The 13,722-nt window shown below is 62.3% G+C and carries 11 protein-coding genes and 1 pseudogene; 2 read left to right on the forward strand and 10 right to left on the reverse strand.

Features of this window, described 5'->3' with window-relative positions; genetic code table 11:
- The first annotated feature begins 434 nt into the window (after positions 1–434).
- Positions 435–1,718: a hypothetical protein gene (locus WCJ41_RS09920; RefSeq protein ID WP_336905696.1), complete on the forward strand. Its 1,284-nt coding sequence runs from the start codon at positions 435–437 to the stop codon at positions 1,716–1,718.
- Positions 1,719–1,880: 162 nt separating this feature from the next.
- On the opposite strand, the gene WCJ41_RS09925 is transcribed toward WCJ41_RS09920, so the two are convergent.
- The 9 genes and pseudogenes from WCJ41_RS09925 to WCJ41_RS09965 all read right to left on the reverse strand — a co-directional run bounded on the left by WCJ41_RS09925 (position 1,881) and on the right by WCJ41_RS09965 (position 11,950).
- Entirely contained in the window at positions 1,881–2,009 is a 129-nt protein-coding gene (locus WCJ41_RS09925) for a Rap1a/Tai family immunity protein (RefSeq protein ID WP_336905697.1), read from the reverse strand.
- A 430-nt stretch (positions 2,010–2,439) separates the two neighbouring features.
- Positions 2,440–3,909, reverse strand: coding sequence for an efflux transporter outer membrane subunit (locus tag WCJ41_RS09930; RefSeq protein WP_336905698.1), 1,470 nt, complete (start codon positions 3,907–3,909; stop codon positions 2,440–2,442).
- Positions 3,906–6,065: pseudogene (locus WCJ41_RS09935) on the reverse strand (efflux RND transporter permease subunit). Before WCJ41_RS09935 ends, WCJ41_RS09930 begins: the two are co-directional and overlap by 4 nt.
- Positions 6,038–7,072: an efflux RND transporter permease subunit gene (locus tag WCJ41_RS09940; RefSeq protein WP_336905699.1), complete on the reverse strand. Its 1,035-nt coding sequence runs from the start codon at positions 7,070–7,072 to the stop codon at positions 6,038–6,040. Before WCJ41_RS09940 ends, WCJ41_RS09935 begins: the two are co-directional and overlap by 28 nt.
- Positions 7,073–7,083: 11 nt before the next feature.
- The gene (locus tag WCJ41_RS09945) at positions 7,084–8,115 is read right to left on the reverse strand and encodes an efflux RND transporter periplasmic adaptor subunit (RefSeq protein WP_336905700.1); all 1,032 of its coding nucleotides are present in this window, start codon (positions 8,113–8,115) and stop codon (positions 7,084–7,086) included.
- Between the two features lie 240 nt (positions 8,116–8,355).
- Positions 8,356–9,135, reverse strand: coding sequence for a 3-hydroxybutyrate dehydrogenase (locus WCJ41_RS09950; protein WP_336905701.1), 780 nt, complete (start codon positions 9,133–9,135; stop codon positions 8,356–8,358).
- 13 nt (positions 9,136–9,148) lie between these two features.
- Entirely contained in the window at positions 9,149–9,886 is a 738-nt protein-coding gene (locus WCJ41_RS09955) for an acetoacetate decarboxylase (RefSeq protein ID WP_336905702.1), read from the reverse strand.
- Between the two features lie 10 nt (positions 9,887–9,896).
- Positions 9,897–11,060: a patatin-like phospholipase family protein gene (locus WCJ41_RS09960; protein ID WP_336905703.1), complete on the reverse strand. Its 1,164-nt coding sequence runs from the start codon at positions 11,058–11,060 to the stop codon at positions 9,897–9,899.
- 137 nt (positions 11,061–11,197) lie between these two features.
- On the reverse strand, positions 11,198–11,950 hold the full coding sequence (locus tag WCJ41_RS09965; protein WP_336905704.1) for a DUF2092 domain-containing protein: 753 nt from the start codon (positions 11,948–11,950) through the stop codon (positions 11,198–11,200).
- 260 nt (positions 11,951–12,210) lie between these two features.
- On the opposite strand from WCJ41_RS09965, the gene WCJ41_RS09970 reads away from it, so the two are divergent.
- Positions 12,211–13,095, forward strand: coding sequence for a glycosyltransferase (locus tag WCJ41_RS09970; protein ID WP_336905705.1), 885 nt, complete (start codon positions 12,211–12,213; stop codon positions 13,093–13,095).
- Between the two features lie 44 nt (positions 13,096–13,139).
- Here WCJ41_RS09970 and lysM read toward each other — a convergent pair whose 3' ends face one another.
- Positions 13,140–13,577: a peptidoglycan-binding protein LysM gene (lysM, locus tag WCJ41_RS09975; protein ID WP_336905706.1), complete on the reverse strand. Its 438-nt coding sequence runs from the start codon at positions 13,575–13,577 to the stop codon at positions 13,140–13,142.
- Positions 13,578–13,722: the final 145 nt, after the last annotated feature.

Below are 13,722 nucleotides of genomic sequence, written 5' to 3' on the forward strand. Positions count from 1 at the left end.
ATTTGTAATCAGGGGGTCAGGGGTTCGAGTCCCTTAGCCGGCACCAGCAGAAGGCTGAATACAGGTCTGCTGCGGCAGCAACGTGCAGACCTGGAGGCACCGGACGAGATCCCAGACGTCGACCGCAGGAAGACACGCGAACGGCACTTGGCGTTGACACGGCCAAGCTCCGTTCATACACATGGGCGATGGCTCAACTGCGGCAGTCCTGGTGGCAGCTCACTCTTCATGCTGGGCTGTTCATACTGTCGGTTGCAATCGTATTTTCCGGTGACGCGGTGTTGCCGTTCGTCGATCTGCCCAACCACCTTGCGCGGTCCTATGTCATCCACAACATCGGCAAGGTTTCGGCCCTGAGCGAGGCCTACCGGGTGCAATGGCAGTTCGCACCCTATGTGGTCATGGAGACGACCCTCAGCCTGCTGCAAAACGTGATGTCGGTCTATGCCGCCGGCAGGGTCTTCATCAGTCTCTGCCTTGCCAGCATCGTGCTGGGAGTCATCGGCATCAATCTGGCGCTCAGGCCTGTGCTCTCCGTTACGACGCTCCTGGTCTATCCCATCTTCTTCAGCCAAGTCCTCGTCTTCGGTTTCCTGAACTTCATGATGGGAACCGGCATTGCGTTGCTGAGCTATGCCTGGTGGCTGCGATCAGACGGGCAACGGCACCGCCTCGCCATCCTCTTCGTCCTGTTCAACGTGAACTTCTTCGTTCACCCAATCTCCTATGCGATCCTGGTGATCATCGTTGCGCTCCACAATCTGTTCGACATGCGACCGGGCTCGCAGCCACTCACACGGCTCGTCGCGGCGACAAAAATTGCGCTCCTCGCCGTGCCTCAGCTTCCGTTCTGGCTGTTCATTCCGCATGACACGCTGCACAACAAGGTGCCTTTCGAGTTCGGCAACTTTCTGAACCGATCAATGGTCGTTCTGTCGCCATTTTTGTTCGCCCAGGACCAGATAAACACCTTGATAGTGTTGTTGCTGCTGTTCGCCATCGGCCTAACCTGTTGGCGGTTCAAGCTTGTCACCATTGACGCAAGCCACCACAAGCTGCTCTTGGTTTTGGCGCTGCTCTGCCTGCTGGTCCCGAAGCAGATGCTCGGCGTTTCAATCTTGCAGATGCGCTTGCCCTTCGTCTTGGCGCTGCTGATGATTGGGGTGGCCGGCGAGTCCAACCTGCGACCAGTCCTGCGCCGCGCGCTGACCGCCAGCGTCCTGTCTTTGGCCCTCCTCCAACTCGTACCGGCCTACCTGCTGCTCACCGGCTGTTCCGCCCAGATGGAAGAACTGCGCCTCGCCCTCGCGCGGTATGTGACCACGCCCGGAACTCCACTGGTTTCCATCAACGACAGGCCAGGCGGACGCTGCGAGAGCCTGCCCCTCGCCTACGCGAATGCCAGCACCCTCGCGGTTATCGAAAGCCACAGCTTCGCGCCCTTTCTGTTCACCATCATTCCCCCGGTCAAGGCTGCAGCGCGCTTTCGCGACATTGAACTCGGCGTCGGAAAGCCCCCAACGGCGCAGCAGTTCTTCAACCCGGCGTGGCGGGCCGCGGATCCCACATTTGCTGCCTGGCAAGAGCGGTTCAACTATCTGGTCTGGTTACATTTCGGTAAGAAGGATCGCACATTGCCGGCTGGCCTCAGGACGGTTGCAGAGGGCAGTTATTTCACAATCTTCGAGAACCCGTCTTTCACGCTGCCTCCACCCTGAAAGAATTGCCCGCAACTGACGCCACCGCCATCCGTGCTCGAAGCTTTCCAACCACAGCGGGTCATCTGGCCAAGCACCTGTTGTGCATGCATTGGATCGGGCGTTTGCGTCCCGTCGCACCCACCAAATCTCCAGCATCGCACCTGGCAGCTTTCGCCGTCGTTACTTCTTGCAGGGGTAGGCTTCCTGCAGGGCGGCGCCGACAACCTTGTGGGCCTCGGTGTTCTTGCCATCCTTGTGGGCGTCGAGCCACTGCAGGACCACGGTCACCAGATGTGGCTGGCTGACCATTGCACTGCTGTTCCAGGTCTATCCGTGGTTTTTCTCGACGCAGTCGAAGGTGTCGGAGATGCCGACAACATAGCCCATGCATTCCGCGGCGAGCAGGGGGTTACCAGGGCCACCCATGTTGGCGGTGCACAACGCTTAGAGCTGGCCGCCGGTTATGGTGGCGGCAGCTGCTCCGTCGAGAGGGGCAATCACGGCCAGGCCCAGTGCTCCGGCAGACAACAAGGTTTTCGCATAGGCCATTTTTCCGGCTCCCAGGAGTAACGCTCACGATGATAATCAGACGTCTAATTTCGGATCACAATTCTGAAATTGATTTTCGTCAGAATGCCGCAGCGTAAGGCCGCGCAGCCGGAACAAGCTCAACGATTTTCCAATGAATTGTGCATGATCCGACGCACCATCTTCACGCAACGAACCTACTATCCGGCGATCAGCCGCCGGTGGCCTGTTTGGCCGTTTTCGTAGCCTGCTTCGGCGATGACGCCAGCGAAGGGTCGGGCCCAACGTTCAGCGTCCAGCCGCCACCCATCGCCTTGTAGAGATCAACCAGGCTGGCGAAGGCGCGGAAGCGGGTGTTGATGGCCTCGAGCTGCGCCGAATAGAGATCATTCTCCGCAGTGAGCACGGTCGTGTAGCTCTCCTGGCCTTCCTCGAACTTGAGGAAGGACAATCGCACCGTGGTCTGCAGTGCCTTGATGGCGCGATTGCGTGCGGCGAGTGACTCGAGCGACTTCTGGTAGCCGATCAGGCTGTCCGACATTTCCTGGAAGGCGATGTGGATGGTCTTAACGTAATTGGCGAGGGCCGCCTGCTTCTGCGCTTCCGTCGCCTGCACCTGGCCCTTGATGGCGCCGGCATCGAAGATCGGACCCGCGAGCGTGCCGGCGATCGCCCAGACGCCGGCGGGGCCGGTCAGCAGGTTCGACAGCGCGCCACTGGCGTAGCCCAGGCTGCCGGTGAGCGACAGCTGCGGATAGTACTGCGCCATGGCAGCACCAATGCGGGCATTGGCGGCGATCAGCTCCTGCTCGGCCTGGGCAATGTCCGGCCGCTGGCGCAGCATGTCGGAGGGAAGATCAGAGGGAACCTTCGGCAGCCTGATCCCGGCGAAGGACGCGCCGCGCGAGATGCCATGCGGATAATCGCCGACGAGGATCGACAGCGCATTCTCGGTCTTGGCGATCTCCTGCTCGATCAGCGGGATCGAGGCTGCAATGTTCTCGTATTGCGCGGTGATCTGCGCCACCACGACCTCGGAAACCTGCCCATAGCGGAAACGCTCGCCGAACAGATTTTTCAGCTTGGCGTAGTTGGCAAGCGTCTCCTTCGAAATCGACAGCTGCGCATCGAGCGCACGGAGCTTGAAATAGGTGGTCGCCACCGCCGAGGCGAGCGTCAGGATGACACCACGGCGGGCTTCCTCTGCACCGAGAAGATTGGCTTCGGCAGCCTGCTGCTGGCGGCGGATGCGGCCCCACAGGTCGATTTCCCAGGATGCGGTGAAGAGCGGCTCGTAGAGGCTCTGCGGGTTGGGCGAGATGCTGGTCGTGGCGCCGGGCAATTTGTTGGACAGGCGCTCGCGCTGGCCGAGGCCGTTGTAGCCCACCTGCGGATAAAGCGGTGCTCCGCGCGTGATGAGCACGCCCGCAGCCTCCTCCACCCGCGCCGTGGCGATGGTGATGTCCCAGTTCTGGGCAAGCGACTGGTTGACGAGCCGATGCAGCACCCGATCGCTGAACAGCTGCCACCAGCTTTCGTTGGCGTAAGCCTTGCCGGTGTTGATCTGGTAGCGGAACATCTCCGGCGTGGTGACGTCGGGCTTGAGGTAATCAGGTCCCACCGTACCTCCGGCAAGACCGAGGCCAATGAACCCGAGGAAGGAGCGGCGCGCGATGATCATGCGGGCTTGCCTTCCTCTGGCGTCGCGGCGGGCGGGGCTTCACTGGTGGGCGGCACGGCGCCCTCCTGCTTCTTCCAGCCCTTCTTAAAGAGGTAGAAGAAGATCGGCACGAAGAGCAGCGCCAGCGTCGAGGCGCCCACCATGCCGCCGATGATGCCGGTGCCGATGGAGTGCCGCGCATTGGCGCCCGCACCCGTGGCAATCGCCATCGGGATCGTGCCGAAGATGAAGGCGAGCGAGGTCATGATAATGGGGCGCAGGCGCAGCTCGCCCGCCTCCACCGCGGCCTGGGTGACGGTCTTGCCTTCCTTCAGCTTCTCCACCGCAAACTCGACGATGAGGATGCCATTCTTGGCAGCAAGGCCCACCATGAGCAGGAGGCTTTGGAAGTAGACGTCATTGTCGAGCCCGCGGCCGTAGGTGGCGATCAAGGCACCCAGCACGCCGAAGGGCACGGTGGTCATCACCGCAGCGGGCAACGACCACGACTCGTACTGTGCCGCCAGGATGAGGAACACCAGGATGATGCCGAACATGAAGACGATGGCAGATGAACTGCCAGCCTCTTCCTGCGAATAGGCAAGCCCCGACCAGCCGTAGGTGTAGCCTTGCGGCAGCACGCTGTCGGCCACTTCCTTCATCGCCGTCAGCGACTGGCCGGAGGAATAGCCGGCTGCCGCATCACCCGTGATCTGCGCCGCCTGGAAGCCGTTGAAGTGCGACACCAGCGTGGGGGCTGGCTCATAGTCCATGGTCATCAGCGCCGAGAGCGCCACCTGCTGGCCCTTGTCGCCGGTCACATAGGCGGTGGTCAGGTCAGCGGGTGTTGCGCGGAATTGCGAGTCGGCCTGCAGGATGACGTTTCACACGCGATTGAGCTCGGTGTACTGGCTCACCGTTGCCGAGCCGAACAGCGACTGAATGGTGAAGTAAAGGTCACCCAGCGGCACACCCAGCAGCAGCGCCTTGTCGCGGTCCACGTTGAGCTTCAGCTGCTGCCCGGTGGCGCGGTAGCCCGTCGAGAGGCCAGCGAGTTCCGGCCGCTTCTTGGCTGCCGCCATGAACTTGGTGGTGATGTCCTGCAACTCTGCCGGTGTCTGGTCGCCGGTGCTCATCAGCCAGAAGTCGAAGCCGGCCTGCGTGCCGAGGCCGGGGATCGCCGGGGGATTGATGGTGAGCGTGAAGGCCTTCTCGATGTCGGCCGACTTCGCCATGAAGCGCTTGATGACAGCAACCGCCGAGAGCTCCGGCGTGGTGCGCTGCTCGAAGGGCTTCAGCTGCACCCACATGGTGCCGTAATTGTTGCGGTACTGGCTGTCGACCAACGAATAACCGGCAATCGAGATGCGATAGAGTACCGCCGGATCATCGGCGAAGATTTTGTCGAGCTGTTCCGCCATCTCCTGCGAACGGTCGAGGCTCGCGGCGTCAGGCAGCGCAAAGATCGTTAGCACATAGCCCTGGTCCTCGTTCGGAACGAAGCTCGTGGGCAGCACGCGGAACAGGTCCACCGCCACGTAGATGATGCCGGCGAAGACGATGATGCCCGCCAGCCAGCCCTTGATGCCGTAGCCGATGGTCTTGCCATAGGCCTTCTCCAGCTTCTTGAAGCCGGCATTGAACCACGCGAAGGGGCCGCGCTGGATGGGCCTTCCCGGCTTGAGGAAGAGTGCGGCCATGGCGGGCGTCACGGTGAGCGCCACGAAGCCCGAGATCGCCACCGAGACGGCAATGGTAAAGGCGAACTGCTTGTAGAGCTGACCCGTGGGCCCGCTGATGAAGGCCGCCGGCACGAACACCGCCGCAAGCACCAGCACCGTGGCGACCACCGGGCCGGTCACCTCGGCCATGGCCTTGTGAACGGCCTCCTGCGGATCGTGGCCGCCCTCCTCGATGTTGCGGGTGGCGTTTTCGATGACGACGATGGCGTCATCCACAACGAGTCCGATGGCCAGCACGAGCCCGAACAGCGTCAGCAGGTTCAGCGAGAAGCCCAGCACCAGCATGCCGGCGAAGGTGCCGGTGATCGAGATCACGATTGCCGAGGTGGCAATCGCCGAGGCACGCACACTCTGCAGGAACACATACATCACGACGATGACGAGGAGCAGCGCCTCGAACAGCGTCTTCACCACTTCCTTGATCGACAGGCGCACGAAGTCGGTGGTGTCCAGTGCGATCGTGTAGTTGATGCCGGGGGGAACTGGGGCTTCAGCTGCAGCAGCGTCTGTCGCACCTGGTTCGACACGTCGATGCCGTTGGCGCCGGGTTGCTGGTAGACCACGATCAGCGCGGTGTTCTGGCCATTGATCTGGTTGGTCGAGAGGTACTGCTGGAAGCCCGTCTCGGCGCGGCCCACGTCGCCAAGCCGGACGATGGCGCTGCCGTCCTGGCTGTTGGCGCGCAGGATCAGATTTTCATATTCGCTGGGTTTGGTGAACTGCTGCTGCACCGTCATCGGGAAGGTCTGGACGACGGGCTTGGCATTGGGCGGCTGGCCAAGCTGGCCGGCACCGATCAGCTGGTTCTGGTTCTTGATGACATTGGCCACCTGCGGCGCAGAGATGCCGAGGGACGCCATGCGGTTGGGGTTCAGCCAGATGCGCATGGCCTGGTTGGGGTCGCCGAACATGGTGGCCTGGCCCGCGCCATCTATGCGCTGGATGGCGTTCAGCACCTGGAGGTTGGCGAAGTTCGTCACATAGGTCAGCGGATAGCGCCCGGCATCCGCCGTGACTGCGATGATCATCAGCGTGTTGGTCGATTGCTGTTGCACCGTCACGCCATAGGAGTTCACCGAGGCCGGCAGCTGCGGCGTCGCCAGGTTCACGCGGTTCTGCACCAGCACCTGGGCGATGTCGGGGTCGACCGACTCCTTGAAGTAGACGTTGATCGTCATCTGCACCGACGCCGAACTCGTCGACGTCATGTAGCGCATGTCGGGCACGCCGTTGATCTGCGCTTCGATGGGGGCTGCCACCGAGGCGCCCACCGTCTCGGCATTGGCGCCGGCATAGACGGTGCTGACCTGGATCTGCACCGGCGCGATGGTGGGATATTGCTGGATCGGCAGCCCAAAGGCCGCGAGGCCGCCGATCATGACGATCACGATGCCCAGCACCGTGGCGAGGACGGGACGCTTGATGAAGATGTCGGAGAGCATCCCTCAGCGCCTCACTGCGCCGCAGCTTCGGCGAGGAGCTTGCCCGAAGCATCGGTCTTGGGCGCGAAGACAAGGCCGTCGACAATCACCTTTTCACCGGGCTTGAGGCCCTTGGTGATGAACCAGTCATCGCCATGCCAGTCGCCCGTCTCCACCGGACGGAACTCGGCCATGTTGTTGTCGTCGATTACCCACACGAAGTGGCCCGTCTCCGCCTGGTGCACGGCGCGCTGCGGCACGAGGATGGCATTGGGACGCGAGAAGCCGTTGACGCGCGCCGTGACGTACTGGCTGGGCTTCAGCAGCGCATCCCGGTTGTCGAAGGTGCCGCGGATCTGGAAGGTGCCAGTTTGCGGATTGTAATAGGGCGCGGTGAAGGTCACCTTGGCCTGGTGCGCGAAGGTCTTGCCGTCCGGCAGGATGAGGTCCACCAGAATGTCGTCAGTCGGCGGCCAGTTCAGCGTGCCGTTGATCTTCTGGTTCCGCAGGTCGAGCAGCTGGTTTTCCGACAGGCTGAAATTCACCCACATCGGGGTGACGAGCGACACCGACGTGAGGTTGGCATTGGCCGGGCTGATGTAGGTGCCCACCATCTGGTTGGCGGCGGCCGCGAAGCCGTCGATTGGCGAGGGAATGATGGTGTAGGAGAGGTTCATCTGGGCGCGGTAGACCGTCGCCTGCGCACCGTCCACCGTCGCCGAGGTTTCCTCGAAGCGCCCCTGCGCGTCGTCGAGGTCCTTCTGCGACAGCGCGTTGAGCTTGGCCAGCGGCCTCACCCGGGCCAGATTGGACTTCGCCACCTCGCGCGCCGCGATATCGCGTTGCAAGGCCGCCTGCGCCTCCTGCAACTCGGCGATCTGCGGCTTTTGATCGAGCTTGAAAAGCACGTCGCAGGCTTTCACCAGCGCGCCATCGGCATAATTCTGGCTGTCGAGGAAGCCGTTGATGCGGGCGTAGATCTGCACCTGCTGCGAGGACTGGGTCTGCGCAACGAAGTCGAAGGTCACGGGCACGTTCTGTGCCTTCGTTTCCACGAAAGTCACGGAAACGGGCTCCTTCTTAGGAGCTTACTTCTTCTTCTCGTCGCAGCCGGCCAGCAGCGCAACCAGCTCCATGCCCAGCAGCGCGGAGCGGCCAACGCCCACTGCCATCCTCAAACCCCTCGGAACTCACCTCCCCGCAGTCATAGACGCACTTTCCGGGCGATGCAGCGCGTTGGGGCGGCGCAAGTGATTCAATCCACTGAATTCTTCTTGGCGCCGCCCCGTTGTTCCGGTTCGGTTCTACTGCATGAACCAGCCATGGCTCACCACCAGCGACTGTCCGGTATAGACGGTGCTGGTTGCACCGGCGAAGAACAGCACCGCGTTGGCAACGTCATCAACCGTGGTGAACTGCCCGTCCACCGTGTCCTTCAGCATTACCTTGGACACGACGTCCGCCTCGGAAATGCCGAGCGCCTTGGCCTGCTCCGGGATTTGCTTTTCGACCAGCGGGGTGCGCACGAAGCCCGGGCACACCACGTTCGCCGTCACGTTGTGCTCCGCCCCCTCCTTGGCCAACACGCGGGCAAGCCCGAGCAGGCCATGCTTGGCAGTCACGTAGGGCGCCTTCAGCTTGGAAGCCTCGTGCGAATGCACCGAGCCCATGTAGACCACGCGACCGTAATTGGCCTTGTACATGTACTTGAGGCAGGCCTTTGTGGTGAGGAAGGCGCCGTCGAGGTGGATCGACAGCAGCTTCTTCCACTCCGCAAAGGGGAAGTCGACCAGCGGGTGGACGATCTGGATGCCGGCGTTCGAGACGAGGATGTCGACCTTGCCATACTTGGCAAACGTGTCGGCAACACCCTTCTCCACCTGGTCTTCATTCGTCACGTCCATGGCGATGGCGAAAGCCTGTCCACCCTTCGACTTGATCTCCTCTGCCGTGGCGTTGGCCGCATCGAGGTTCAGGTCGGCGATGACCGGAATGCCGCCAGCCTCGGCGTGGCGAAAGGCGATGTCCTTGCCGATGCCGCTGGCGGCACCGGTGATGATTGCAACCCTGTCCTTCAAATCCATCTTACGTCTCCATTTATGTCAGATAATCGTGTACGACCTTGCCGAGGTCGAGTGTCAGGTCGGCGAGGATATGCGTGGCCGAAAGAACCTCGAGCACCGGAAGCTCGGCGATCGGCGCCAGCGCATGGTGGAACAGCTCGAGCTGGCCGGGGCCGGTCCACGCACCCTTCAGGTTGATGTCACTCAGATAATATTCGACGATCTCGCAGATGCTCGGCGTACCGTCGACATGCGGGATGATCTTCAGCAGCCAGTTCGGAATTTCCATCGACGCCTTGACGGCGGCAAGGTCAGCTTCCTTGTGCTTGTAACCCATGGTGCCCACGGCCACGAGCAGCGGCCCATAGCGCAACTCGCCGATCAGCGTGTCGCTGTGGACCTGCAGCTTGGGGCTGCCCAGCTTCTTCGGGAACCCCCACAGCTCGCGCCCACCTGCAATCGGCGGATGATCATCAAGGAACATGCAGTGCGTGTAGCCACCCTTGCGGCCGTTGAACGTCACGGGGATCACCTGCCCGCTTTCGGTGTAGTTGCCGAAGCCCGTCGAGTCCGGCATGCGGATGAACTCGTACTTGACGATCGGCTCCTCCACCATCAGCGGCTCCGGCACCACGGCGCGCAGCTTGTCCATGTCGGTGCGATAGGTGATGATCAGGTATTCGCGATTATAGAACTTGTAAGGCCCCACCGGATAGGCGGGGCTCGTCAGCGGCATTGCGAAGGCGCGCTTGGCGACATCGTCTTCCTTCATGGGGTCAATCCTATTCGACGGAAGGCTTCAATGGATTGGAGAAGTCGAAAGTCTGCACGCCCTGCTCGCGGCTCGGGCGCCTCAGTATTTCCGGATGCTGCATGGCGCGCTGCGCCTCACCATAGCCGGCATCCCAGTGTTCCAGCATGGTGCGGCGGGAGAATTCGAAGTCCTTCGCAATCCCCTCATAGCTGCGGGTGTGGTAGATCAGCTGCACGATGTTGCAGATCTTGTCGTCGGCTTCCGAGGCGAGCAGCTTCACCTCCTCGCTGCTTCGCAGCTTGGCGGGGATATGCTTCAGCACCTCGGCCACCGCGAGGCGCAATTTCTGCGCTCGCTTGTATTGGTCGGTGGCGGCACGGGTGCGGCTCGAATAGCGAATGTCCTTGACGCGCGAGTCGACCTCGATCACGTCGCGCGGCATCTCGCCACGCGCACTCCACAGGTCGATCTGCAGTGCCAGCGTGTCGAGGCGCGGCCGCTGGTCCAGCATCCATTGCAGCGGCGTGTTGGAAACGAGGCCGCCGTCCCAGTAATATTCGCCATCGATCTCGACCGCCGGAAAACCGGGCGGCAGCGCGCCCGAGGCGATGATGTGTTCCGCCCGGATCTTCGTCGTCACGTTGTCGAAATAGATGAAGTTGCCGGTCTTCACATTCACCGCACCAACGCCAAAATGCATCTCACCGGCATTGATGCGGTCGAAGTTGACGAGTCGTTCCAGCGTCGTCTTGAGCGCCGAGACGTCGTAGTAGCTCACTTCGGCGGCCTCGGTGGTGGGCAGGAATGGCATCAACGGCGCGCGTGGCGTGAAGAAGCCGGGTGTTCCCAGCATCATGATGCCGAAGGCCCGCGTCTGGTTCAGCAGGCGGTGGGTGTGGTCGTCGAGGGTCTTGAGGAAGGGATTGTAGGCTGCGCCGAAGGCTCCCAGCGGTGGCGCGCTGACGGTTTCCCAGAAGTCCCGCAGTTTCCCAACCCGCTGCTCGGGCGCATTGCCCGCAATGAGCGCCGAATTGATGGCACCGATTGAAATGCCCGCCACCCAGTCCGGGTGAACGTTGCCCTCCGCCAGCGCCTGGTAGACGCCAGCCTGATAAGAACCCAGAGCACCCCCGCCCTGCAGCAGAAGAGCCACCCGCTCGAATGGGAGACGATGTCCGGCACGTTTCGTCATGGAAAACTCCTCGGGGCCGAGTAAGCCGCCACGTTGCGGCGCAGCGATTTTGCTGCACCGCACTATTTACGGGAGGTTGTTCCGAGGGCAATCACCATTTTGCCACAGGTGGCCCAGACCAGAGGTGGAGCGCCGGTTCAGAGGCCGAGCGCGTCGAGTTCCACGGATTTCGCGTCCGGAAGGCCCTTCACCGCAAAGGCGCCTTCAACCGGCGCCTCGGACGACCAGCCGGAGAGATTGAGGACGGCACTCGCCGCCACGTCGCCCTTGGCGCCGAACCACGTTCCGCTGACCCGTGTCGGCAGCCCGTTGTCCTTGGCAACCCACACTTCGCCGGTGAAGCCGGCACCCATCACGGCGGCCAGCGTCGTCTGCTCCGGCTGGTCCGGGGCGCCCTGGGCAATGGGCGTCACCGAGGTGACGCCGCCAAAGAAGTCCTTGTCCACGTTCTCGCTCAGCAGGCCGAGGACGGGAATGAACAGGCCCGGCACAGCGAAGGCCGCGCCATTCTCGGGTGCCAGCTTCCGCACCGTCTTGGCACCAAGCGACAGGCGATAGAGCGTTGCCTCGCCACCGTTGATCAGCATCTGCACATCGGGTGCGCCGTCACCGCCGAACACGATGAACAGGCTGTCGGGGCGCTGGAACACCACGCTCGAACGGTTGCCGAGGGTCTTGAGCTTGTCCTTGGCGACCGACGCGCCGAAGGTTGCATCGGTGGTGCAGGACAGCGCGCGGGCGGCCTGCAATGCGGCCATCATGTCCTGAATGGCGCCTGCCCCATCGGGCGCGGCGGCCACCGCCTGCGGCGCGCGCAGCACCGTTGCCGCTGCAAGTCCCGCCACGATGCCACCGAAACTGCGGCGGCCAAGCTTCACTACATTGCTCATCTCTCAACTCCCTTCGATCGATCCCAGGCTAGGACGACGGCTGGCAGATCGTCACCGGCTCGCTGCCCAATTTGGGCATGCCGACGCGCTCCGCCGTCCACTGCCTGATCTCACCTGAACTGGTCTTGCACTGAAACCATGCAAGTCTCAACCCGTGACCGATCCCCGGGAAACGAAACCGGCACCGGAACCGTGTGCCCTTTCCGCAATGCGCGCCGGCGTGCTAAGGCCAGCCGGTTGATTGTCCGGAGCGGTGAACCTTGCCGAAATACAGCCTGATCGTGACCTGCAAGGGCCGCCTGATGCACCTGCAGCAAACCCTGCCGCTGTTCTGCGCGCTGCCGGACACCGAGGTCATCCTCGTCGACTATGGCTGCCCCGACCGGAGCGGTGAGTGGGCATCCGCCAATTTCCCGGCTGTGAAGGTCATCAGCGTTGCCGACGACCCTGGCTTCAATCCCTCGCGCGCTCGCAACATCGCCGCCCGGGACGCAACTGCCGACTATCTGTTCTTCGTCGATGCCGACATCAAGGTGAAGCCCGCCGCCCTCGACGAGATCGCCGCAGTCATCACGCCAAATACCTATGCGACGGTCGATGCAACGGATCTTGGCGATGACCTGCGCGGCACCTGCATCATCCCGCGCGACAAGTTCACGGCGGTGGGCGGCTATGACGAGCTGCTGAAGAACTACGGCATGGAGGATACCGAACTCTATGTCCGCCTCACCGACTTCGGCCTCGCCGATGCCTTCATATCGCCGGAAGGCTTCGAGGCTATCCCGCATGACGATGCGCTCCGGACGCGGTTTTTCCCGGTGAAGTCGGTGCGCAAACTGCGGATGATCGCCAGCTTCTATCAGGAATACATCAAGGTGTTCCGCCGCTCGGTAGTGGTGCCGCAGCTGGCGCTTGAGGACCGGGAGCAGATCCACGCCGCAGCCTGCTCTCTGGTGGAGCAGCTGACATCCGCCAGCGACCCGCGCAACGGCGCCCGCATCGGCATGAAGCTTCCCGTGGAGATGCCCGCCGGCAAGATCGGCGGCGACATGGAATGGCAGTATGAACTGACGATGACGATGAAGCCGAAGGATCCGCTGGCCTTCCGGCAGAAGTTCCAGAACCCCCTGCTCTACAGGAAGTAGGAAGCCCGGGCCCCGCCGCAGCGGAGCCCGGAGAGACGAAGGCCTCAGCCCAGATCGGGAATGCGCAGCACCTGGCCCGGATAGATCTTGTCCGGGTGCGACAGCATCGGCTTATTGGCCTCGAAGATCACGGCATGCTTGGCGCCGCTCTTGTAGAAGTGCTCCGAGATCTTCCAGAGATTGTCGCCCTTCTTGACCGTGTAGAACACGGGCTCCTTGGCATCCGGAACCTTCACCTCGGCCTCGACCTTGGCGATGCCATGCGTGTTGCCGATGGCGACGATCGCCTTCTCGAGGATCTCCTGGCTCGACACATCGCCACGGATGATGGCCCGGTCACCCTTCACCTCGACGGTCACCGCGTCGGTACCGAGGCTGTGGGAGTCGAGCTCCTTCTTCAGCGCATCGGCACTCGGCGCTTCGTCCTTGCCGCCCAGGCCGATCGATTTGCCGGCCGACTTGATGAAATCAAAAATACCCATGTTCCGTTTCCTTGCTTATGATCAGAATACGATGCCCGCTCTCTGATCCAATCCCCCCGGCAATGTCACCGGGGCTACGTACAAGAATGACTACTCCGACATTATATGGACATTCTTCGCCGACTCGATTGATGCCGCTCAGGCA

The sequence above is a fragment of the Aestuariivirga sp. genome (assembly GCF_037139295.1).
GTDB lineage: Bacteria > Pseudomonadota > Alphaproteobacteria > Rhizobiales > Aestuariivirgaceae > Aestuariivirga.

What these genes read in the sequence shown, in the direction of transcription:
- WCJ41_RS09920 (WP_336905696.1), top strand. Translation starts at nt 435, where the DNA reads ATGTCGGTCTATGCCGCCGGCAGGGTCTTCATCAGTCTCTGCCTTGCC.
- WCJ41_RS09925 (WP_336905697.1), bottom strand. Translation starts at nt 2,009, where the DNA reads ATGGTCAGCCAGCCACATCTGGTGACCGTGGTCCTGCAGTGGCTCGAC.
- WCJ41_RS09930 (WP_336905698.1), bottom strand. Translation starts at nt 3,909, where the DNA reads ATGATCATCGCGCGCCGCTCCTTCCTCGGGTTCATTGGCCTCGGTCTT.
- WCJ41_RS09940 (WP_336905699.1), bottom strand. Translation starts at nt 7,072, where the DNA reads ATGCTCTCCGACATCTTCATCAAGCGTCCCGTCCTCGCCACGGTGCTG.
- WCJ41_RS09950 (WP_336905701.1), bottom strand. Translation starts at nt 9,135, where the DNA reads ATGGATTTGAAGGACAGGGTTGCAATCATCACCGGTGCCGCCAGCGGC.
- WCJ41_RS09955 (WP_336905702.1), bottom strand. Translation starts at nt 9,886, where the DNA reads ATGAAGGAAGACGATGTCGCCAAGCGCGCCTTCGCAATGCCGCTGACG.
- WCJ41_RS09960 (WP_336905703.1), bottom strand. Translation starts at nt 11,060, where the DNA reads ATGACGAAACGTGCCGGACATCGTCTCCCATTCGAGCGGGTGGCTCTT.
- WCJ41_RS09965 (WP_336905704.1), bottom strand. Translation starts at nt 11,950, where the DNA reads ATGAGCAATGTAGTGAAGCTTGGCCGCCGCAGTTTCGGTGGCATCGTG.
- lysM (WP_336905706.1), bottom strand. Translation starts at nt 13,577, where the DNA reads ATGGGTATTTTTGATTTCATCAAGTCGGCCGGCAAATCGATCGGCCTG.